Origin of the sequence: Kiloniella antarctica, from assembly GCF_042682825.1 — a bacterium.
GTDB lineage: Bacteria > Pseudomonadota > Alphaproteobacteria > Kiloniellales > Kiloniellaceae > Kiloniella > Kiloniella antarctica.
The window spans coordinates 126,703-147,233 of sequence record NZ_JBHUII010000013.1 but is presented as its reverse complement, the minus strand read 5'-3'; the positions used below and the strand labels follow the sequence as shown (position 1 = coordinate 147,233).

Genomic DNA, 20,531 nt, shown 5'->3' with positions numbered 1-20,531 from the left:
AATGAGCGAAATGGGTCAAAATAAATGTCCCGCGAATTACCTTTATCCAAAGGCTAAGATTGTAAAGTTTTTTCGTGTTTCAGTTATGACCTCTATGGAGCGTAATGAAGCTATTACCAAGATAAGTGATGCTATTGGTCATAATGGAGGGTGGATTGTTAACCACACTCTGCTCTCCAACGTCGCAGCTACACTTAACTTTGAACTTCCTTATATCCAAGTTGAAGACTTTCTCACGAAACTGAAGGAGTTATCTTTTTATCCCGTTGTTGAGGGCGATGTTCCTCAGACGAAAGAAAGTGATTTACGTGGTCAGGTAACGGTAACGTTTATGCATAATAAACCAGATTTAAAACGTACTATTCCTGCATTTGGATGAATGTTTTTATAAATAGTCCCTAAAATTTGGATACATGAATATTCCATAGAGTACTGCCAAGATAATCGAGAGCCTTACGATGACTTTCTCGGCAGTCTTTCTCTCTTTGGTAAGACGGTGAAGGGTAAAATAAACGACAAGGCTTACAACACTCCAGATCAGAAATGTCGTTAATCCATCCTCTGTCCAAGAGGATATAACCAGGTTCCAGAACTCACTGGAATAGTCATTTCCTTTGACGGCAGACCAACGAATAAAACCTCCAATTGACATCAATTGTGTTACGAAACCGGTGAATAGAGCCGTCAGTAAGCAAACACTTATTGATTTGGCATGTTCCTGCATAATAGTTCCAAGTTTGGATTTAGGGATTGGTTATTTTGTTAATTCCTTGGTCCCAAAACGTTTCTGATTACGCGGTAGAATATTTGGGTTCCTGTTTCTATGAGCTCATCGGGGAAATCGAAGTCTGGATTATGTAGTTGTGGTTGGTTCGTACCAGACCCAAGAGTAAACATGGCGCTTTTACTGACGCGGCCAAATTGCCCAAAGTCTTCTGACCAGCGCATGGGCGTCGACATTTCGGTTTGGGTTATCGATTCGTCATTAAAGGCTTGTTTTAAGATATCTGTTGCGGCCGGATGGTTCACAGATGCCGCAAATATATCTTCGTAACCAAAAGTAATTTTTAGCTGATGGCGTTGGGCGATTGCGCTAATTAGGACCTCAGATCTCTCACGTAGTATTGTCATGATATCATCAGTTTGGCTGCGAAGGGTCACCATGACCTTTGCAAAACCCGGGCTTATACCAAAAGCTTCTTCGCCCAAGCGTGCGTGGACAACGGTGACTAAAGAGAAATCATTAGATAACTCTGAAAGGTTAGGAAGCTCAGCCAATTTTGTTACCAACTCGCACATTGCTGTCGCGGGGCTCTTCCCATTTTCGGGGTGGGATGCGTGCGAGGTTTTGCCCTCTAGAGTGATCCACAGACCTTGAGACGCACAATTGAAAGGCCCGGATTTTAACCCGACTTCATGAAGGGGTTGTCCGGGGAGATTGTGTAATGAAAATGCATAATCTGGCTTGATATCTGTAAAGGCTGGAGCCTCGATAACAGCTTTTGCGCCCGCACCGGTTTCTTCAGCCGGTTGAAAAAGCAAAACCACACGTCCCTTGGTCGGGCGCGTTCGAGTGAGCAGTGGGGCAAGACCTGCGACCATGACCATATGACCATCGTGACCACAGAGATGGCCTTTGCCGGGAATTTTTGACTGGTAGGGAATATCATTTGTTTCCTGGATGGGCAGACCATCAAGCTCACAACGGACTAAAACTGTCGGTCCCTTTTCCAAACCATTAAAAACGGCGGCAAGGCCATGTCCTCCGAGATCTTGGATGATTTCATCTGGAGAATAATATTCTAGAAACGAGAGAACACGCGCACTTGTTTTTTGCTCTTGCCCGGACACTTCTGGAAATTGATGTAGTTCATGGCGAAAAGTGATTAGTTTGTCGTGAGTTTCTTGATCGAACAACATAATGAATATACCAACAAAGTAGAAAATATCTGATAGGATCTAGGGTTCTTATGTTTGTCTAGTTTGGTTCTGTCTGGGATGGTAAGCTATGCTCTGGTACCATAAGTTTCCACAATTCGAGGCAATCGTCGTGGCTTAGCTATTTTAATACTAGACGCTTTATTAGAAGTACCTACCTCATTCCGAGGAAGTTTAACCAGTGATAATTTCTCGTTCAGTATGAGATAGAGAAGCACTTATCAAAGGTTCGTGTTTGGTAATGATTTCCATAAGTTCGGGGAAAACCCTGATAATAATTTCCAAATAAATCTCCTTACTGGTTTCTTCTATCTTAGGACTTAGAGCGTCAAGTTTTTGGCATTCTTTATATCTGTAATCGCTTCGATTTCAGTCTGTGTGAGTTTTGAGAATAAATTGTGGTCACCTGGATTTGATATAATTTTCTGCTGGGCGGTTTTTAAGGCGTTAAAGTCTTTCATACTATGGAGTGTAATTATTTCATCATCGGTAAATTCAGCAGTTATCAGGATCGCAATTTTTGATATTAACCGAACCCGCTTATTGAGCATTTCTCTGGTCAATAAGATATTGATTTCATCTAAGGCCTTATCGGATAAAGGCTGTGATGCCGTTGTATTTTCTTCTTTGTATTCGGCCAATGCCTCTTGGAGGCCCTTTTTAATAAAGCTGTCTGTGATGATGTTTTCAACAAACTCTACCGATTTTTCATATTTACTCAATGATCCACGATGATTGGTTTGGGTACAAGCGGCTAATGTAAATGCCACCAGAAGCAGAATAAATGAACGAACAATCATGAGGCTACCTGCGAAAAGGAATTTTGAAAAGCACCTAGGAAAGTATTCTGAAAAGGGGCCTTATCATTGAGTTTTAGCCTAACCTTATTTCGAACTGGTTGGGTAGATCAAATTTAATAATGTGCAAAAAAAAGAAAGTGACCCTTAATAGCTATAGAGCCGATGTCAGATCTTTAAGTAAAATATTATTTTTGTATTCGCCGTCTTCCAGTTCAAACATAAGAGAGCCGATATTATTAAAGTCGTGTTTGTTGTAAAAGTTGATGGCGATGCTGTTTTCATGATGAACCGAGAGCCAAACCTGTGAAATACTCTTCTCACGACAGGATTTAACAGCCTGATTTAACAGCGCAGTGCCAATACCATTTCGGGTGATGTTACTGTGGACGTAAAAGTTATCAATCTCGGTCATACAGTTCAATCTTTGCGGGCAAGGAGATGTTTTTTTCATAATGAGAAAGCCTTGTAGAGCTGAGTTTGTTTCATAAATCCAAATCTCTTGATCAGAGTTTGAAATAGCTTCCAAGAATTTTTCTTCAGTGAAGTGCTGCAGTATGTAGTTTGAATAGGCTGGGATAATGCCGACTTTAGCATAGGTGTGTAACCAGACATGGATTGAAAGAACGGTCAAATTGCGAACGTCATCTGGTCGAGCTCTTCTTATCATACTGTTATTCCTTTGTGAATTAGGGTTGCTTGTCCTTGTCTTCTGCCAAAACATGGGCCCATTGGCCAGACCAACCACCAATTGGTAAAAGCAAGTTGTAGAGTTCCTTGCCCATTGGTGTTGCTTGATAACCGTCGCCTTGGTGACTTATCAATTGAGCCAAACGGAGCTCTTTTAGGCGGGTGTTCAAGACAGTTGGAGATATGGAACCACAATTAGCTTGGAGTTCTCTAAATGTACATGGTCCTGTTTTACAAAGTGTCCAAAGAATACCCATTGCCCACCTTCGACCCAGAAGATCGAAAAGAGCCATAATTGGATCGCCAGATTTTGAACCGCGAACGGGAGTGCCTGGTGTCGGTATAGAAGTCATGGATTTCCTATAAATGCTAATGCTACTAAAATAGTAGCATTTTGTTTTTAAGTATGTTAGCTCAATTGCTACTAAAAACATAGCATACAGATTCTGAAGGAAAACTCCATGCCTTTTCTTGCATTGATAGCTGCTTTGGGAGCTGCTTTGGTTTGGGCTGCTGCCGCGCTTATAGCGCACTTTCCTGCACGGGAATTAGGGGCGTTTAGCTTTACTCGTATTCAACTTATTGCATCTTCTTTATTGCTTGGGACAATTGTCTGTTTTGCAGGTAGCTGGGGTACTGTAGCTTGGAATTATTGGCCAGAATTAACGGTGAATATTTTGATAAGCGTCATCCTCGGTAATCTCTTTATGGTTGCTTGCTTGAGAAGAGGCGGCCCACGCCGAATGCAACTGTTGTTTGCTCTTAATGCACCAATTGCAGGAATTCTTGGATATATCTTTTTAGATGAAACGCTTTCTTTTCAAATGTTCTCTGGGTGCTTGCTGGCTCTTTTCGGCGTTGTACTTGCCATCCTTTATGGAGGCCAGTCTAAGGAATCGTCGATTGAACAAGGACAAGAGAGAAGTAACAAAATTGGGTTTGAAAATTTTGAAACTGTTCAGGGACCTTTTGCCTGGGTCATTATCTTTGGACTTTTATCTGCTTCTTGTCAGGCAATTGGATTAATCGCGATCAAGCCTGTTATGCTTGCAGGAACAGATCCAATGGCAGCTTCTTTTATCAGGACAGGTGGCGCAGCAATTGTATTTTTGATTATCTCTCCTTTGTTGATGTTTAAAGGTAAAGATACACCTCAAGTTAAGATGTCGAGTAAATTGTTGGTTTGGACCATTCTTCCTGGTTTCATGGGGTATGTTTGCGCTGTATCGATGCTCCTTTATGCGCTTAATAATTATGAAACCGGTGTGGTTGCGGTCTTAGGATCTACAGCACCTGTGATGCTTTTACCGATGATTTGGTGGAAAACAAAAAAATGTCCATTGCTACCCGCTTGGGGTGGGGCTGTTTTGACGATTATTGGGTCAGGATTAATTGCTAACGGATAATTTTATGAAGGTTATGCGTATGCTGGGAAAATAAAAAAGATAAGTTCAATTTTAAAAAGTAAGATTTTGTTAACATAATGTTCTTATTTTGTTCTTATGACAGTTTATTCAAGATCATCATCGTCTTCCGTCCCGGAACCCTTTCGGGTAACGGTCTTTGCTCCAGGTAAAATACAAGTCCGCTCGCTGGAGTTAATTGGTACCAGAACGCAAGCCGAAGCAATAGATATGTCCCGTAATTTACTTCTTGAATATCTTGAGCAAGGACATACCGCTGGTGGCGTCGAGCTGTGTGGTAAAGGTATCACGCACTGGGTTTACAGAGAGACCGGAAACAGTAATCTGAAGGAAAGTGACCGAGCGGATTTTATTGAAGGCTTAGGCTAATTATTGGATATGGTATGGGGTTAAAAAACAGGGTAATCAAACTCCGCGAAAGAAAAAAAGTGATCTGATCCCTGGTTTTTGGGTGAATTTAAAACCTTGGCTTTTCCTGTGTTCAAGGACCAAAGCGCTTTGGAACATAGAATGTAATCAATCTGTGCCCATTCATCTATCCTTGTGCCATTTGCTTGCGGGCGTTTCCACATATGAGTATCGCGGGGCCTGCGCATTGCCGAGTGTTCCGAGACATCATCTTGTTCGAGTAACGTGACCGCATTCGTCAACCTCAAGCTATTGTCGATAGCTAACAATGGGCGGAGGGCTTCGCTTTGAGGTGTATCGTTCAAGTCACCTAAGATGACAAAACGATCATTTTCAATATCTACTTCTTTTTTGACAATCTCGACGACTTTATTAGCTTCTGACATCCGCTTTATAGTATTGAGTGATTGAGCATTGGCATATTTATCAGGGTCTTTAAAGGGATCAATACCCGTATATTTAGACTTAAAATGACAGATGAAGGCTTTGAGAACCAAGTTATCTCTATCCTTGTCAAGAATTTCAATCTGTAGGCAATCACGTCCAAATTGATATAATTTGTTGTCTGATCTTCTAAATTTATCGAACCTATGGCTGATAACCCGCCCAATCCTAAATTGATCTGTGCAGATCAGTCCGAGGTCAATGCCCCTGGGATCATTGGAGGGCAGACTCACGACACCTGTCTTCGGGCCGTAGTCAGGGCCTACACTGCCCTGTACAAAATCTAGAAGCGAGCCAAAATTCTCGATCTCTTGCAGTGCAACGATATCAACTGAATTTTTTCCAATGCCATTGTCTCTTATGCGTTGGGCGACATCGAATGAATGGGCCCTTGATTTTGGGACGGTTTTAAATCGACCGTAAGTATCATCTCCTACAGAGTAAGGATCGTCAAAGCGGTCAAAGAGATTTTCGACGTTATAGGTGCCAATACGAAATCGTTGAGACATGCTTTATCTCCAATTTATCAGAGGTCTGTGTTTTAATTTTTTGAAAATTCCTATTGCAAAAATAGTATTTAATTAGAATTTGTATCGCCCATTAATACACAATTTTTATGATAATTCAATTTTTGGTTGTGAATGAGTTTGCGTGCTCCTGAGCAAAAATAGCTTCTTGGAAAAGATGTAATAACGATTTATTGAATAAAAATAGAGTGATTTTTGCTTTATGGGTTTTATCTCTGAGGGCTTAATTTAGCTCTGTCTTTTTCGGTGCTACCCGTTCAAACCAGTTTAAAGCCATCGTTGTCCAGCCTTTAGGGATGCTATGTCCTCCAGTATGAAGGACCAGGCGAAGGTTACTGTTTGGTGTACATCGGGTCCACCAACGCTGCCAAAAGGGATCTTTTGCCTCTTTTATGGATGTGGTGTCGAATTCATCTGCACGTAATTCTGCGCAATTATTTACTCTACGCATAATCTGCATGCCTTGAAAAACATCGCCCTGATAAATAGCCCCTCCACCCAGAGGGCGTCCTTCCAATGGAACTGTTTTATCACGCCAACCGTGTGTATGCATGAGTTTCACCGGAGCCATGCAATCTGCTGCAGTTGGATGTGGACGCCAAAATGCCCCCGCAACTGGGGCATAAGCTGTGGCAATAGAGGCATCTTGACAGGCGAGATACCAAACGAGTGACCCGCCAATTGAAAAACCGCTCATGAGAACACGATTGCGATCAATGGCAAAGCGTTGAAATGCGTCGTCTAAAAGCTCCCGGGTAAATGCGAGTTCATCACGCATTATCTGACGTCCAGGGATAAAAGACCATCCTGGGCCAAATCGGGAGTTTGGGCGTTTCAAACCACTCGGCGCAATGACGGCGTACCCACGATCGTTCATGGTTTTGATCATGGGGGTGTTTTTCAAGGTATCTTCCCCTGAACGCCCGGCTCCATGGAAAAATAATACAGCGGGGATTTCTTTAGTTGTGGATGAATTATTCGGAAGAGAAACGTTGTATTCACCAAGAGAAACGTGGCAGGAATCACCGATAGCGCCACAGGAATGCGTGTTCTTCTCTAGGTCCTTCGCCAGTACAACATTAACTGACACTGTCGTGCCTAACAGAGCGATCACAAAGCCAAGGAAAATCGGTTTTACTTTTTGTAAATGAAGGCTCCTATATCCGATAGCCCGTAGAAGGGTATATAAATTTCTTATATTTATTGAGCAAATTAACTGGCTATTGCGTAGCATCAAAATCAACCTTGTATCTTGTATTAGGGGCAAAAATAGCAGTAAGAAACTTGAGCCATAAATTTTAGATCACCAAAGGTAGTATATATGGTGAGATGCTGGCAGTGAAATTTCGAACCCCACGCGATTGTGATGCTAATGATGTGTACGGTTGAGTAAATATGCTAATATTTAGCGTGAGCTTTGAGTGTTATTCCAAGGAATTTGAGTTTAATAATCTCGTGCAAAATAGCTTGTAATAGGCGAGTTCACGAATTTTGAACTACGGGCCAAATTGTATAAGGTGGATTTTGAACTATGGGACTATTTTATTAAAAACCCTTTACAAACAAACGAATAAGGTGCCCACTGTAATAGTCACTCTTAATTATTTTTCATAAGAGGCTATGGCACGAACACTGTTTACGTACGCTCTTATCAGTGATCCGTAATACAGTTATCTTTATCTTGAGATGATATTTCTTTTTGGATATTTGATTTGCCGGCACTTCTCAAACCATCATTAGAAGGCGAGATGTTATGACGAAAGCCAGAGCACGCGAACGAGCTAAAGCAAGAGCCGCTAAACCAAAAAAACAAGATCATAGTGTGGATCTGTCAGAACAAACAGAAGAACAAAAGCAAGAGAGCCACTTCGATCGAAAAGCAAATTCGATAAAAGGCCCAAGTATGAGCGCCAGCCACGGTAACTTTGGTGGTGCACGGCGTGGTGCTGCGCGGTCGAACTAAATTGCTGCAGGTTAACCTAAACTGTTACCCGTTTCTCAGGGTGTAGAGATCGGATCTCGCGGAAACTCTACTGTCGTGGTTCAGTGCCAGTGAAAATGGTTTATGTTTCAATAATGCATCGATGATACGCCTTATGATGCATCCAGAATGACGACCTCTGAAGCCCGAAATTATCGCTCGACATTACGGATTAAGGGCTCTCGTTTTAAGGGAGCAGTAGAGACAAATCTCGGGAGAAATTTTTTGGGTTCTTTGAGACGGGGGTATTTTTTTGGTTTTACTGGAATTACCGAGAAACTCTAAGTTTCCTTGAAATTCGATATCTTTAGTAATAAGTAAGAATTTCTTTTGGTAAAATGGTGCCGTGAGGCGGAATTGAACCGCCGACCCCGTCATTACCAATGACGTGCTCTACCCCTGAGCTACCACGGCCTCGTTTGGACGGGCGTTATATGCCTTTGTCCTGATTTTATTGCAAGCCTTATTTTAGCTTTTCTAATATAATTGTCACTTAAATTTACGAAGACTTGTTAATATGACCTTTGATTTAATTGCTGAAACGATTACATTTTTTTATGGAATCTATGAAGGGACTTGACCTTATCACTAAGACTTTGCAGTCTGCGGCCATGAACGAAGAAGAAAAGTCCGAACATACGGCAGGCGAAAGCTTAAAAGAAACCGAAGACAGAAGCCAAAAGAGCATAACCTCTGAAAAAGCTGTTGCTGAGCGTACGACAATACGTCTTAGCCGGGAAGCAAAAGCTTTGCGCGATAATTTACGCAAACGTAAAGGTCAGTTAAGAGAGCGTAAGTAGTTCTTCATTCTTAACTTTTGTCCTGATATAGCACTCTTATTCCATAAATATTTTAGGTGTAACCATCTTCAATCTTGAGCTTTCAGGCCAGAGACAGTAGAAGGCATATGGTTTTACGCTGTCCACAGCGTAAAAAAATGGAATCGGTGACATTTGGGAGGATATGCCGTGGGAGTTATGCCGGACACATGGATTCGAGATCAGGCCAAAAATCATGGTATGATTGAGCCATACGTGGAAGCACAACGCCGAGAGGGAGTTATCTCTTATGGTGTCAGCTCATACGGTTATGATGCACGGGTCTCTACCGAGTTTAAAATCTTTACCAACGTTCACAATGCCATCGTTGATCCTAAAGATTTTTCGGATCAAAGCTTTGTGGAAAAAGATGATGATGTTTGCATCATTCCACCTAATTCCTTTGCACTTGCCCGCACCGTTGAGTATTTCCGTATTCCGCGTGATGTGCTGGTTATTTGTCTTGGTAAATCCACTTACGCGCGGTGTGGTATCATCGTAAACGTTACCCCGCTTGAGCCTGAGTGGGAAGGTCACGTTACCCTGGAGTTTTCTAATACGACACCGTTGCCTGCGAAAATTTACGCCAATGAAGGTGTCTGTCAGTTCCTGTTCCTCAAAGGGGAGGGGGATTGTGATGTCTCTTATGCAGATCGCGCCGGAAAATACATGAAACAGCGTGGCGTTACATTGCCGCGTCTTTAAATTTTTCTTGAATAAAAACAGCACACTATCTGACACTGTAATTGTAAGAACATTGTTTGAGTGCTGAGTGAAGAATTGCTTTTCTTTCAACAGATCAGCGTCACGATTTGAACAAAGCCCTTGGATAAACCTGTCTGACAGATGATAACCAGGCAGAAACGGTAAGATACAATGGATAAAATTAAAATTCGCGGTGGAAACCCGCTCAAAGGGAAGATTTGGATCTCTGGCGCAAAGAATGCAGCCTTGCCACTTATGACCGCAGCTCTTCTAACTGATGAAGTCTTGACCTTGCGTAATCTTCCTCATTTGGCAGATATTACAACGCTTGCAAACCTTCTTGCTCAGCACGGGGTTGATCTGCACATGAACGGGGCAGCGGGCAGTGAAGGTTGTGCTGGTCGGGTTCTGGAAATGCATGCCAAGACGATCACAACGACGAAAGCACCTTATGAGCTTGTTCGTAAGATGCGGGCATCCATTCTTGTTCTCGGACCATTGCTTGCACGCGAGGGCCATGCGGAAGTATCGCTCCCGGGCGGTTGCGCAATCGGATCGCGTCCAGTTGATTTACATCTTCAGGGAATGCAACAGCTCGGGGCCGAGATCGAACTTAAAGAAGGTTACGTTCACGCCAAAGCGCCTGGTGGCCTTGTTGGCGGGGAAGTGATGTTCCCTAAAGTATCTGTTGGGGCGACTGAAAATATTATGATGGCCGCTGTCCTGGCAAAAGGGACAACCCGGATGATCAATTCTGCACGCGAGCCTGAAGTGGTTGACCTTGCAGAATGTTTGATTGGTATGGGGGCAAGAATTAAAGGCGCTGGAACAGATACAATTACCATCGAAGGCGTTGATCGGTTGCACAGCTATACCCATACTGTTGTTCCAGATCGTATCGAAACCGGAACCTATGCGATGGCAGCGGCTATGACGGGTGGGGAATTGGAATTGATTGGCGCTCGTCCAGAGCATCTACGTTCAATGATTGATCAACTGGCTCATGCTGGTGTTGTTATCGAAGAGCTTGATAACTCAATAATCGCGCGGTGTGCAGGTGAACGGGTTAAAGGTGCCGATATCATGACTGAACCTTATCCTGGTTATCCAACCGACTTACAGGCGCAGACCATGGCTTTGATGTCGACGGCAGACGGGGCATCAATGATTACAGAGACAATCTTTGAGAATCGTTTCATGCACGTACCTGAACTTTGTCGTATGGGTGCAAACATTACCGTTCATGGATCTTCTGCACTTGTACGAGGACAAGCTAAATTGACCGGTGCTGAAGTTATGGCGACTGATCTTCGGGCAAGTTTCTCTCTTATTATGGCAGGACTGGTCGCAGACGGGGAAACTGTGTTAAACCGTGTCTACCACCTTGATCGGGGGTATGAGAGAGTTGAAGACAAGCTTGCCGCTTGCGGTGCAGATATCGAGCGTATCAAAGTTGACTAAAGACCTCAGTCGATCTAAGTCGACTATAGGCCACAGTCGATAAACGACAGGGAACTGAAAATATGGCTGAGAGCAAAAGACTGAAGATCCGCGCACATGATGCCGAGGATATCCGTACATTATCGGGATTGCTTCAGGATTCTTTAGCTCCGTTATGTGATGTGACGTATTTGCGAGAACAAAGCCGTTTTGTCCTAGTTGTTAATCGCTTTTGTTGGGAAATGCTTCCAACTGAGATTCGTGAGCGCGCGTTGTCCGCGCCTGATACTCCAGCAGGGCAGGCCGAAAATGATGATGTATCCTTTGACGACGTAGAAGATCTCCCGACTTTTCACCGGGTAAATACCGGCCTTTGTTTTGATAAAGTCAAATCTGTCCAGGTTAAAGATGTGGATTTAAGTAAAAAAGATGAGATCCTTAACCTTCTGACGGTGGCAGCCATTCCGGGCTATATCACACTTCATTTTTCAGGTGGCGCGGCGATTCGCCTGGTTGTCTCGCAAATTCGTTGTCATATGGATGATATCAGTGAGCCTTGGCCAACGTTGTACCAACCGCGTCATGACATGGATGGTATTTCTGACACCGATGGTAAGGATGATACTTCTAGCAAAAAAGATCATTCTCAAGATACTGAACATTCTAAGGGTGCACGCTCCCCGGAAGAAGCGTGATAGGTAAAGTATAAAGTTACTAAGGCAGATTTGGTGTAAGCACCCATCGCCGAGATAAAAACGGATTATAGTATTATGCCCAAGATCGAACCGATGATCCTGGCTGTCCCTAAGGGACGTATCCTCAAAGAATTATTGCCTCTAATGAAGAGCGCAGGCGTCGAGCCCGAAGAATCATTCTTTGATGACAAGTGTCGCCAACTGAAATTTGCAACAAACGTAGATTATTTGGAAATTATACGTGTACGCAGTTTTGACGTTCCCACCTTTGTTGCCTTTGGTGCTGCGCACCTCGGTGTGGGGGGAAGTGATGTGATCATGGAATTTGATTATCCTGAGATTTATTCTCCGGTAGATTTGGATATTGGCCATTGTCGTATGTCGGTTGCGGCGCCCGCGACCTTATTGGAAAGTGAAGACCCTTCTCAGTGGAGCCACATTAGGGTTGCAACCAAGTATCCAAAAATTACGCAAAAACATTTTGCCGCCCGTGGTGTGCAGGCCGAATGCATCAAGTTAAACGGGGCGATGGAGCTTGCGCCTAACTTGGGGCTATGTCGTCGAATTGTTGATTTGGTTTCTTCTGGCGATACTCTTAAGGCCAATGGTTTGACGGAAATTGAAAAGATATCGGAAGTATCTTCACGGTTTATCGTCAATCGTGCCGCTATGAAAACTCGACCTGTTGAAGTCAACAAGTGGATACGCAGTTTTCAGGAGGCCGTAAATGCCAAGTGAACTTAAAGCTCAATCTGCTGATTTTGAAAATGCGTTTCTTGATCTTTTGTCATCGAAAAGAGAAGTTTCGGTAGATGTAAACGATACTGTCGCTGAGATTTTGGCTGAAGTGAAAAGTCGAGGCGATGCTGCGCTACTTGAGTACACTCAAAAATTTGACCGCTTGGAAATAACGGCGGGATCGTTGCGAGTTACTCAGGCCGAAGTCGATGAGGCAGTCGCTAAATGCGCGCCAGAATCGATAAAAGCGCTTGAGCTTGCGGCCCACCGCATTACAGATTATCACGCTCGGCAAAAGCCGGAAGATCTTCGTTATACGGATGAGGTCGGTGTGCAACTAGGCCACCGTTGGACTGCTGTACAGGCTGCGGGCTTGTATGTTCCTGGCGGGTTGGCAAGTTATCCTTCCTCGGTACTGATGAATGCTTTGCCTGCCAAGGTCGCGGGAGTTGACCGTCTTGTTATGGTGGTGCCATCGCCTGATGGAGTTCTCAATCCGTTAGTCTTGGCCGCAGCCTCTATCGCGGGTGTGGATGAAATTTACCGTGTCGGTGGTGCGCAAGCTGTTGGCGCTTTGGCTTATGGAACCAATAGTATCAAGCCCGTTGATATCATTGTTGGCCCAGGTAATGCCTATGTAGCTGCTGCAAAGAAACAAGTGTTTGGCACGGTTGGAATTGACATGATCGCTGGTCCTTCTGAGATTTTGATTATCGCTGATGGCAAGAATGATCCTCGTTGGACAGCGGCAGACCTTTTGGCTCAGGCCGAACATGATACAGCTGCTCAATCAATTTTGATAACAGATGATGCAGACTTTGCGGAAGCAGTAAAGCGGGCGGTGGATGCTCATCTTCAAACACTATCGCGTAGTGAAATTGCGGGCCAAAGTTGGCGTGATCATGGGGCAATAATCCTTGTTGATGATCTCGAAGAAGCCGTGGCGTTAACCGATCGTTTGGCGCCTGAACATCTTGAAATAGCCGTTGATAATCCCGAGGCATTAGCTGCCAAAATTCGCAATGCAGGAGCGATCTTTCTGGGGCGTCACACTGCAGAGGTTATTGGTGATTATGTTGCGGGGCCTAATCATGTTTTACCAACTGCGAGGTCGGCCCGGTTTTCCTCTGGTCTTTCGGTGTTGGACTTTATGAAACGGACATCCATGATTGCTTGTGATGCAGAAAGTTTAAAAGCGATTGGTCCGGCTGCAGTGACTTTGGCGAAGGAAGAAGGGTTGACGGCTCATGCGCTTTCAATTTCTTTACGTCTAGAAGGTTAGTTGCCCTAAAGTTCGTTGTGAGCAAATAAATCATCCCGACCATTATTCTTTGCTATCGTGCTTTTTAGTACTTTTGATAAGAACGCATGGTCGGGATTGTTTTTTGATAAAATTCCTGGCTTTACGAGCGGCTTAGGTCGCTGGCATAGTAAAAAATCAAAATAACGGTGCTTTGAAACAACTCTCCTTTCGAGGAATCTAATGAGCGATCAGACAGATCATGATAGCAGTCATCATCTTATCCATATTGGTTTGGATGAGGGATCTTTGGCGCGCTCGACCCCGGATGTCGAAAAAGAACGTGCGATTGCTATTTATGATCTGTTGGAACAAAACAGCTTTATTCCTTTTGGATCGGAGGCTGGTCCCTATCTTCTTGACCTTGCTATCGTCGAAAACCGATTGCGGTTTAGGGTCGAACGTGAAGGGGGGCAGTTTTTATGTGAGCATATTTTGTCACTCACACCCTTACGGCGGGTAATTCGCGATTATTTTGCAGTTTGCCAGACTTATTTTGAAGCCATTAAAGCTGCAAGTCCGGCCAAGATTGAAGCCATCGATATGGGACGGCGTGGATTGCATAATGAGGGCTCTGAAATTCTTCAACAACGCCTTGATGGCAAAATTGAAATTGATTTTACTACAGCGCGACGTCTTTTTACGCTGATCTGTGCGCTCCACAGTGTAAGGGGCCGTTAAACTTGGTCGATTTACCAGACGCAGTTCTCTTTGCCTGTACTCATAACGCCATCCGCTCGCCGATGGCTGAGGGGATCTTGAAACATCTCCTTGGCCATAAAATTTTTGTGGATTCTGCGGGAGTAAGATCTCAGGAAATTGATGGCTTTGTTATTGAGGTTATGGATGAAATTGGTATCGATATCTCTCGTCATAATGCCAAAAATTTTAGTGATTTAGAAGATAGTTCTTTTGATTTAATTATTAGTCTCTCGCCTGAAGCGCAACACTCCGCCGTTGAAATGACTAGAACAATGGCTTGTGATGTCGAATTTTGGCACACGTTTGATCCAACATTAATTGAAGGTAGTCGTGAAACACGTCTTACTGCATATAGGCAGGTTCGGAATTTTCTTTTAAAGAAGATTGAGGAACGCTTTACAATGGATCTTAAACCAAATTTGTAAGTGCTAGTTTGCTAGTTTTACATTGTAAGATGAGGGGTAAAGCTTATGTTTTTGAAATAAATGCTCAAGAGTACCGTCGGCCTTGATTAACTTATAACCCTTACTCAAGCGTTCTGCGATTTTCTTTGCGTCGTTTCTCTTTAGACTGATGGCTGGGTGTATGTGCTCTAAAAAGAGTGTTTCTAGATATTTTACTTCGCCCGCTCGCTCAAGATTTTGCTCATTTAAAATAGCATTACCAACAATTTCACTAGTAAAAAGTATGTCGAAGCGATTCTCGATAAGCATTTTCATGCCATACATTTCTTTTGGATAGGGAATAATTTGTATGTCTTTGTCTATTAAGCCTCTTAGTACTTCAGTATAATTTCCGCCTTGTAGCGAGCCAAAGGTATAATTGCTTAGATCTTCAAGCTTGTTGAGTTTTATGTTGCTGTCTTTACGTACAAAAAAACCAACTTCGGTCACCCAGAACGCTTGGTCGGTGTAGGATAGCCAAGTTAGGTCATCATCTGCATACGTTGAACAGGAAATACCGTCTATTTCACCCTTTTTAACTAAAGCGACTATTCTGTTCCATGGTAGAATTTTGTGTTCAATTTCAATACCAACGCGCGCGCCTGCCGTGACCACAATATCGCTGAGTAAGCCTTGATTAGGAAGAGTGTTATCAGCAAGCGGTTGCCATGGATTACAGGCCAAGACAAGCGATTGAGCCCGGGCGGTTAAACTTAGGCTGCAAAGTGCGATTACAATAAGTAACGTTCTAAATATCATAAAGGTCTTTTCCAGCTTTCAAGAGCTTGTGGATAAGCGTCGTAAGATACTGTCAGCATAAACGTTTAACATTTCCCTTTTTATAACAAAAGAAATAGACATCACTATCGTGTGTTTTATTGGGCATTATTGAAAAACGAGCATACGTTGTTTCTTTATAGTTTTTTTGTTATCACCCCATAAATCGTCTTGTGTAGCTTGCTCACGTACTTCAGGCTTAACTATTAAACGCGTACTTACCCGTAAAATCAGCTTGTTAATTGTTATCTCAATGAGCTTGATTATTGAAAAGGATATTCAGTTTCTTATGCAGCTTGTAATGCGTCAATCTTCAGCTCCTTTTATTTTGGCTTCAGCATCGCCGCGTCGTCGGGATTTGTTGAAACAAATTGGAATTGTTCCAGACCATGTTGATCCGGCGGATATAGATGAAAGCCCGAACAACAGAGAATTACCTATAGATTACGCCAAGAGAATTTCCCGTGAAAAGGCAGAGGTTGTTTCTGACCGACATAAAGGTGCATTTGTTTTGGCTGCAGACACTGTTGTTGCCGTGGGCCGAAGAATATTACCTAAAGCCGAAGATGAAATGGATGCGAGGGATTGTTTGGCTCTTTTGTCCGGTCGACGTCATAAAGTATTGACGTGTCATATCCTGGTTACTCCTGATGGAGTGTTGAGGCAAAAGCTGGTACAAACGTCAGTTAAGTTCAAACGGTTGCACCAGAGCGAAATTGAATCTTATATCAAAAGTATGGACTGGCAAGGTAAGGCCGGTGGTTATGCCATTCAAGGCGGTGCTGCAGCGTTTATTCCAGCGATTAACGGGTCGTATACCAATGTGGTCGGACTGTCTTTGCCTGAAGTCGCCAACATGTTGGTTGGAAATGGGTTTTAGGTTGTTATGAGCGCAGCTATCTATATCGATTATCTTCCCGGACAGTTGAGAGCTGTGTGTGTTGAGGATGATAGCATACATGACTTGCTGGTTATCCGTGATGATAAGCCCGTATATATTGGTAATAAGTATTCTGGCCGGATTGTTGCCATCGATAAAGGGCTTGATGCCGCTTTTGTTGAGATAGGCTTAGATATCCCTGGTTTTTTGCCTAGAAATGAAATTCCTAAATCTATACGCGATCAAGGTTTATCCGAAGGTCAGTATCTAAGTGTAATTGTAACGCGTGAAGGTGCTGATGGTAAGGGGGTGAAGCTTCGTGCTTTTTTAGAAACCCCTGAGGATAAAAAAGTATGTCTGCTTGATGCGCCTGATCCTTTATTGAGATGGCTGTCCCGATTATCAACAGTTGATCTCGAAGATATATATGTGACTGACGCGATGATTTCTCGGCGTATTAAGGGGGCTCTAGCAGGCCTTGATCGTGAATATAAGAATGTGAGACTTGTTGCGGATAAGCCGCATCTGTTTGAGATAAACGGATTTGAAGAAGCTTTAGAGGTGTTGTTACAAGTTGATGTCCCGCTTCCATCGGGAGGGAGCTTGATTATCGAGCAAGGGCGTACCTTGACTGCCATCGATGTTAATAAAGGATCTATGCAACATAATGGGGGGGCAGAAAAACTTCACTATGAGCTTAACCTGGAAGCTGCAAGAGAGATTGCGCGTCAATTGCGACTTCGCAATATTGCAGGCAGAATTCTGATTGATTTCACGAGTATGAAGTCAATGGACCACCGTAAAAACCTGCAAGCTATTTTAAAAGCTGAGCTTAAACTTGATTATGCAGGGCATAAACTTTTCCCTCTTTATCATTCCGGAATACAGGAATTAACCCGAAAACGGGCAGGGCGAAGCCTTCAGGAACTTTTGTTGAGACCAATCGGTATCGGGGGTTTGGGGCAAGTTCCTGACCCGTATACACAGGTATTTACAGCTCTGAGAAAATACTGGGCAATCTCATCATCCAGTCTATCTCAAACCCATAATCCTAAAACACCGAGAATAATGGCCAGCCCATCAGTAATAAATATTTTAAAAAATAGTGTTGCTCGTGCTTACGTTGAAGATAGGATTGGGTATTCTGTTCTTTGTGTTGAAGAGTGTCTTTTCGACGATGGTATGCAGAGTGCTGATTATAGAGTTGAAGTTTAACGCGAGATTTTTTATTGATGAATGAGACGAAAAATAAGCCCCCTAGATGTCCTGTTTGTAAAGGTGAAGGAGCTGTAAAGTATAACCCCTTTTGTTCAAAACGATGTGCTGATGTCGATCTGAGTAGGTGGATTGGAGGGGGATATCGGATTCCAACAGATGAGCACCCCATTGGGGTGGCTGATGATGATGAAATTATGTGAGTAAGAGGTTGAATTTAAGTAAAAATACTCTTTTTTTGAATTTTCTTTGTAATAGGGCTGGACACGGCCTCAATCATTTTCTATAAGCCCTTCATCGGCGGTCAACACAGTTGGCAAGCCCACGGTGCCCAGGTAGCTCAGTTGGTAGAGCAGCGGACTGAAAATCCGCGTGTCGGTGGTTCAAATCCGCCCCTGGGCACCACTTTTTCCAATTTCATTACAAAAAATACAATTAAGTTTTATGTAAATTTGGCTGTATCTTTAAAGTTATTTCTCTGTTTTACATTAAATAGTTTCTTTCATTGAATGTACTGCTACCTAAACAATACTCTCGGCATAGTTTGAAGGGATGATGGTTAGCATTTAGACTAGTGTGTATGGTTGGCTGCTGGTTGATTTTGTATGTACTTCATTCGTGATGCAACTCTTGGGCGTTTTTGCCGGGAGTATTGATTCTGTAAGATTGTGAAAAAGTTCTCTAAACAGTTGTTTTTAACTTGAGGTATTGAAGCCTTTAAGTTAAATTTTGCGTGAATATAAAGTGTTTTTCTTGTTTTGCGCGTATGCCCATGGAACTCAAATTAAGGTATTGTGCTGCAAACTAAGGGAAATACGACTGTGGTTTTTATGCAACATGAGTGTTTAAATGCTAGATATTCCTTTTGGATTCTTGACATTTGCTTCGTGTAAATTGTAGAAAGATCACAGAATTATATTAGGTGGTTAAGAATCGTCATTTATTTTATCTGTAGTTCAATTGTGAAACTCAGGTAAGCATCGGGGGAAACATACCAATGCGCCAGTTTGGTAAAACCTTGGCAACAAGCTTTAAAACTGTACTTCTTGCAAGTGCATTTGCTGTGCCAGTTATTTCATCAGCTCAGGCTGTGACACTACAAGAAGCTATCACGCAAGCCCTTGCAACAAACCCTGACATCGGTGTTGTTGCACATAATCGTGAGGCTGTTGATGAAGAGCTCCGTCAAGCACGTGGCCTTTATCTGCCTCAGATCGATTTGTCTGCTGGCGCTGGCATCGAGAGTAACGATGACTCAACATCACGTGCCGGTGGTGGTACCGGTAAGCATGATGTGATTAATCCCACTGATGTTTCCCTCACATTGCAGCAGCGTGTGTTTGATGGTTTTGAAGCAGGAAGTACTGTTGATCGTGAAAAAGCGCGTGTCGAATCCGCTGCTAATCGCGTACAGGAAAATGCTGAATTCCTGACACTAGATACAATTGGCGCTTATCTTGAAGTCGTTCGTCAACGTGAGCTGCTTGATTTGTCCAAAAATAATCTTCAAATTCATATAGATATTGTTGCTAATCTCCAGGAGCGTCTGGCTGGTGGTGGCGGTAGTCGTGCTGATGTTTCTCAGGCCGAAGCTCGTTCTGCTCGTGCTCGGAACACGCTGACAACGACTTATAACGATCTGCGTGATGCTGAAGCTAATTATACACGTATCGTAGGTCATTTCCCTGAAGAGTTAGATACTCCTGAAGCTTTCTCCACAGAATTGCCAGGTGGTTTGGATGATGCTGTTGATCTGGCTGTAAATAGCAACCCAACTATCCGTATCTTCGAAGCTGATGTTCGCACTGCAGAAGCAGAAGTGGATTTATCTGAAGTTCCTTTTTATCCATCTGTGAATTTGGAAGCTTCTTCTGAACACCGTGATGAGTTCGACGCAACTCCAGGAAGCTACGAGCAGAATAATTCTGTAATGCTTCGTCTTCGTTGGAATTTGTTCCGCGGTGGTATCGATCGTGCAGCACGTCAGGAAGCTCTTTCCCGTCTTTCAGAAAGCAAAAACCAACGGTATAGTTCTGTTGTTGATGCGCAACGTGAAATGCGCCAATCTTGGTTTGCGCTAGAATCAAATCGTCAGTCTGTAACTGACCTTGCATCTGCTGTACAGTACAACACTGAAACTCGTGATGCTTATCGCGATCAGTTTGAAGTCGCCCAGCGTACTCTGCTTGATGTTCTTGATGCTGAAAACGAACTATTCACATCACGTGGACAATTGGTTTCTGCGATGACCAACGAGCAACTTGCTTCATATCGTATTCTGGCCCTTAGCGGACAGTTGATGACAAGTGTTGGTGTCGAAGCTCCAGAACAGGCTGTGGTAAATCATCAGTCATGGGCAGATGGTCTAATTAATTAAACCGTTGGTTTTGATAACTTATACAAAAGGGCGCTTCTAGCGCCCTTTTTTGTTTTTGTATCCTATCCATTCGTATTGAGAGTTAAGCTTGGTTTGCTGTGAGACGTTGTTTTGGTCTCGCGACTTTATGAAGTAATTTTCTTAATGATAAAAAACTAGTTAATAGAAAAGAATACTCCTGTATGATATAAGGGAGTTGTTATTCTACGAAAACAATATATATACCTTATAT

At 43.1% G+C, this 20,531-nt stretch carries 23 protein-coding genes and 2 tRNA genes; 17 read left to right on the top strand and 8 right to left on the bottom strand.

Annotated elements, in window-relative coordinates:
* Position 1 precedes the first annotated feature (1 nt).
* Positions 2-379 (top strand): hypothetical protein, encoded by a 378-nt coding sequence (locus ACFSKO_RS19285; protein ID WP_380254731.1) that lies wholly within the window; start codon positions 2-4, stop codon positions 377-379.
* A gap of 383 nt (positions 380-762) precedes the next feature.
* Here the strand turns inward: ACFSKO_RS19285 and ACFSKO_RS19280 are convergent, their stop codons facing one another.
* From ACFSKO_RS19280 to ACFSKO_RS19265, 4 genes are all read right to left on the bottom strand, one after another.
* Positions 763-1,920, bottom strand: coding sequence for an amidohydrolase (locus tag ACFSKO_RS19280; protein WP_380254729.1), 1,158 nt, complete (start codon positions 1,918-1,920; stop codon positions 763-765).
* A 338-nt stretch (positions 1,921-2,258) separates the two neighbouring features.
* On the bottom strand, positions 2,259-2,738 hold the full coding sequence (locus ACFSKO_RS19275) for a hypothetical protein (RefSeq protein ID WP_380254727.1): 480 nt from the start codon (positions 2,736-2,738) through the stop codon (positions 2,259-2,261).
* A 151-nt stretch (positions 2,739-2,889) separates the two neighbouring features.
* A complete protein-coding gene (locus tag ACFSKO_RS19270) occupies positions 2,890-3,405 on the bottom strand; it encodes a GNAT family N-acetyltransferase (RefSeq protein ID WP_380254725.1) in 516 nt (171 codons plus the stop codon).
* Positions 3,406-3,424: 19 nt separating this feature from the next.
* Positions 3,425-3,778 (bottom strand): winged helix-turn-helix transcriptional regulator, encoded by a 354-nt coding sequence (locus ACFSKO_RS19265; RefSeq protein ID WP_380254723.1) that lies wholly within the window; start codon positions 3,776-3,778, stop codon positions 3,425-3,427.
* 108 nt (positions 3,779-3,886) lie between these two features.
* Between ACFSKO_RS19265 and ACFSKO_RS19260 the strand changes: the two genes are divergently transcribed.
* Together ACFSKO_RS19260 and ACFSKO_RS19255 are read left to right on the top strand one after the other, a co-directional pair.
* On the top strand, positions 3,887-4,831 hold the full coding sequence (locus tag ACFSKO_RS19260) for an EamA family transporter (protein ID WP_380254721.1): 945 nt from the start codon (positions 3,887-3,889) through the stop codon (positions 4,829-4,831).
* 96 nt (positions 4,832-4,927) lie between these two features.
* A complete protein-coding gene (locus tag ACFSKO_RS19255) occupies positions 4,928-5,218 on the top strand; it encodes a hypothetical protein (RefSeq protein ID WP_380254719.1) in 291 nt (96 codons plus the stop codon).
* A gap of 20 nt (positions 5,219-5,238) precedes the next feature.
* Here the strand turns inward: ACFSKO_RS19255 and ACFSKO_RS19250 are convergent, their stop codons facing one another.
* Entirely contained in the window at positions 5,239-6,210 is a 972-nt protein-coding gene (locus ACFSKO_RS19250; RefSeq protein WP_380254717.1) for an endonuclease/exonuclease/phosphatase family protein, read from the bottom strand.
* Between the two features lie 241 nt (positions 6,211-6,451).
* Positions 6,452-7,318, bottom strand: coding sequence for a CE1 family esterase (locus ACFSKO_RS19245; RefSeq protein ID WP_380254715.1), 867 nt, complete (start codon positions 7,316-7,318; stop codon positions 6,452-6,454).
* A gap of 663 nt (positions 7,319-7,981) precedes the next feature.
* On the opposite strand from ACFSKO_RS19245, the gene ACFSKO_RS19240 reads away from it, so the two are divergent.
* Positions 7,982-8,191: a hypothetical protein gene (locus ACFSKO_RS19240; protein WP_380254713.1), complete on the top strand. Its 210-nt coding sequence runs from the start codon at positions 7,982-7,984 to the stop codon at positions 8,189-8,191.
* A gap of 357 nt (positions 8,192-8,548) precedes the next feature.
* Here ACFSKO_RS19240 and ACFSKO_RS19235 read toward each other — a convergent pair.
* Positions 8,549-8,623: transfer RNA gene (locus tag ACFSKO_RS19235), tRNA-Thr, on the bottom strand.
* Between the two features lie 152 nt (positions 8,624-8,775).
* On the opposite strand from ACFSKO_RS19235, the gene ACFSKO_RS19230 reads away from it, so the two are divergent.
* From ACFSKO_RS19230 to ACFSKO_RS19195, 8 genes are all read left to right on the top strand, one after another.
* Positions 8,776-9,009, top strand: coding sequence for a hypothetical protein (locus ACFSKO_RS19230; protein WP_380254711.1), 234 nt, complete (start codon positions 8,776-8,778; stop codon positions 9,007-9,009).
* Between the two features lie 168 nt (positions 9,010-9,177).
* On the top strand, positions 9,178-9,732 hold the full coding sequence (dcd, locus tag ACFSKO_RS19225) for a dCTP deaminase (RefSeq protein ID WP_465262323.1): 555 nt from the start codon (positions 9,178-9,180) through the stop codon (positions 9,730-9,732).
* 171 nt (positions 9,733-9,903) lie between these two features.
* A complete protein-coding gene (gene murA / locus ACFSKO_RS19220; RefSeq protein WP_380254707.1) occupies positions 9,904-11,193 on the top strand; it encodes a UDP-N-acetylglucosamine 1-carboxyvinyltransferase in 1,290 nt (429 codons plus the stop codon).
* 62 nt (positions 11,194-11,255) lie between these two features.
* On the top strand, positions 11,256-11,867 hold the full coding sequence (locus ACFSKO_RS19215; RefSeq protein ID WP_380254705.1) for a DUF2948 family protein: 612 nt from the start codon (positions 11,256-11,258) through the stop codon (positions 11,865-11,867).
* Between the two features lie 75 nt (positions 11,868-11,942).
* Positions 11,943-12,605, top strand: a complete 663-nt coding sequence (hisG, locus tag ACFSKO_RS19210; RefSeq protein WP_380254703.1) for an ATP phosphoribosyltransferase — start codon at positions 11,943-11,945, stop codon at positions 12,603-12,605.
* Complete coding sequence (gene hisD, locus ACFSKO_RS19205; protein WP_380254701.1) at positions 12,595-13,887, top strand: histidinol dehydrogenase; 1,293 nt, start codon at positions 12,595-12,597, stop codon at positions 13,885-13,887. Before hisG ends, hisD begins: the two co-directional genes overlap by 11 nt.
* A 201-nt stretch (positions 13,888-14,088) precedes the next feature.
* Complete coding sequence (locus tag ACFSKO_RS19200) at positions 14,089-14,586, top strand: UPF0262 family protein (RefSeq protein WP_380254699.1); 498 nt, start codon at positions 14,089-14,091, stop codon at positions 14,584-14,586.
* Between the two features lie 2 nt (positions 14,587-14,588).
* On the top strand, positions 14,589-15,032 hold the full coding sequence (locus ACFSKO_RS19195) for an arsenate-mycothiol transferase ArsC (RefSeq protein ID WP_380254697.1): 444 nt from the start codon (positions 14,589-14,591) through the stop codon (positions 15,030-15,032).
* 3 nt (positions 15,033-15,035) lie between these two features.
* On the opposite strand, the gene ACFSKO_RS19190 is transcribed toward ACFSKO_RS19195, so the two are convergent.
* The gene (locus ACFSKO_RS19190; protein ID WP_380254695.1) at positions 15,036-15,809 is read right to left on the bottom strand and encodes a substrate-binding periplasmic protein; all 774 of its coding nucleotides are present in this window, start codon (positions 15,807-15,809) and stop codon (positions 15,036-15,038) included.
* A 319-nt stretch (positions 15,810-16,128) separates the two neighbouring features.
* On the opposite strand from ACFSKO_RS19190, the gene ACFSKO_RS19185 reads away from it, so the two are divergent.
* The 5 genes from ACFSKO_RS19185 to ACFSKO_RS19165 all read left to right on the top strand — a co-directional run bounded on the left by ACFSKO_RS19185 (position 16,129) and on the right by ACFSKO_RS19165 (position 20,299).
* The gene (locus ACFSKO_RS19185; protein ID WP_380255417.1) at positions 16,129-16,707 is read left to right on the top strand and encodes a Maf family protein; all 579 of its coding nucleotides are present in this window, start codon (positions 16,129-16,131) and stop codon (positions 16,705-16,707) included.
* A gap of 6 nt (positions 16,708-16,713) precedes the next feature.
* Complete coding sequence (locus ACFSKO_RS19180) at positions 16,714-17,922, top strand: ribonuclease E/G (protein ID WP_380254693.1); 1,209 nt, start codon at positions 16,714-16,716, stop codon at positions 17,920-17,922.
* Positions 17,923-17,939: 17 nt separating this feature from the next.
* A complete protein-coding gene (locus ACFSKO_RS19175; RefSeq protein WP_380254691.1) occupies positions 17,940-18,125 on the top strand; it encodes a DNA gyrase inhibitor YacG in 186 nt (61 codons plus the stop codon).
* Between the two features lie 126 nt (positions 18,126-18,251).
* Positions 18,252-18,327 (top strand) — tRNA-Phe (locus ACFSKO_RS19170).
* A 592-nt stretch (positions 18,328-18,919) separates the two neighbouring features.
* A complete protein-coding gene (locus tag ACFSKO_RS19165) occupies positions 18,920-20,299 on the top strand; it encodes a TolC family outer membrane protein (RefSeq protein WP_380254689.1) in 1,380 nt (459 codons plus the stop codon).
* The last annotated feature ends 232 nt before the right edge of the window (positions 20,300-20,531 follow it).

Bases quoted from the DNA above. Each gene is read 5' to 3' on its own strand.
- ACFSKO_RS19285 (WP_380254731.1), top strand. From the start codon at position 2: ATGAGCGAAATGGGTCAAAATAAATGTCCCGCGAATTACCTTTATCCA.
- ACFSKO_RS19280 (WP_380254729.1), bottom strand. From the start codon at position 1,920: ATGTTGTTCGATCAAGAAACTCACGACAAACTAATCACTTTTCGCCAT.
- ACFSKO_RS19275 (WP_380254727.1), bottom strand. From the start codon at position 2,738: ATGATTGTTCGTTCATTTATTCTGCTTCTGGTGGCATTTACATTAGCC.
- ACFSKO_RS19270 (WP_380254725.1), bottom strand. From the start codon at position 3,405: ATGATAAGAAGAGCTCGACCAGATGACGTTCGCAATTTGACCGTTCTT.
- ACFSKO_RS19265 (WP_380254723.1), bottom strand. From the start codon at position 3,778: ATGACTTCTATACCGACACCAGGCACTCCCGTTCGCGGTTCAAAATCT.
- ACFSKO_RS19260 (WP_380254721.1), top strand. From the start codon at position 3,887: ATGCCTTTTCTTGCATTGATAGCTGCTTTGGGAGCTGCTTTGGTTTGG.
- ACFSKO_RS19255 (WP_380254719.1), top strand. From the start codon at position 4,928: ATGACAGTTTATTCAAGATCATCATCGTCTTCCGTCCCGGAACCCTTT.
- ACFSKO_RS19250 (WP_380254717.1), bottom strand. From the start codon at position 6,210: ATGTCTCAACGATTTCGTATTGGCACCTATAACGTCGAAAATCTCTTT.
- ACFSKO_RS19240 (WP_380254713.1), top strand. From the start codon at position 7,982: ATGACGAAAGCCAGAGCACGCGAACGAGCTAAAGCAAGAGCCGCTAAA.
- ACFSKO_RS19230 (WP_380254711.1), top strand. From the start codon at position 8,776: ATGAAGGGACTTGACCTTATCACTAAGACTTTGCAGTCTGCGGCCATG.
- murA (WP_380254707.1), top strand. From the start codon at position 9,904: ATGGATAAAATTAAAATTCGCGGTGGAAACCCGCTCAAAGGGAAGATT.
- ACFSKO_RS19215 (WP_380254705.1), top strand. From the start codon at position 11,256: ATGGCTGAGAGCAAAAGACTGAAGATCCGCGCACATGATGCCGAGGAT.
- hisG (WP_380254703.1), top strand. From the start codon at position 11,943: ATGCCCAAGATCGAACCGATGATCCTGGCTGTCCCTAAGGGACGTATC.
- hisD (WP_380254701.1), top strand. From the start codon at position 12,595: ATGCCAAGTGAACTTAAAGCTCAATCTGCTGATTTTGAAAATGCGTTT.
- ACFSKO_RS19200 (WP_380254699.1), top strand. From the start codon at position 14,089: ATGAGCGATCAGACAGATCATGATAGCAGTCATCATCTTATCCATATT.
- ACFSKO_RS19190 (WP_380254695.1), bottom strand. From the start codon at position 15,809: ATGATATTTAGAACGTTACTTATTGTAATCGCACTTTGCAGCCTAAGT.
- ACFSKO_RS19185 (WP_380255417.1), top strand. From the start codon at position 16,129: ATGCGTCAATCTTCAGCTCCTTTTATTTTGGCTTCAGCATCGCCGCGT.
- ACFSKO_RS19180 (WP_380254693.1), top strand. From the start codon at position 16,714: ATGAGCGCAGCTATCTATATCGATTATCTTCCCGGACAGTTGAGAGCT.
- ACFSKO_RS19175 (WP_380254691.1), top strand. From the start codon at position 17,940: ATGAATGAGACGAAAAATAAGCCCCCTAGATGTCCTGTTTGTAAAGGT.
- ACFSKO_RS19165 (WP_380254689.1), top strand. From the start codon at position 18,920: ATGCGCCAGTTTGGTAAAACCTTGGCAACAAGCTTTAAAACTGTACTT.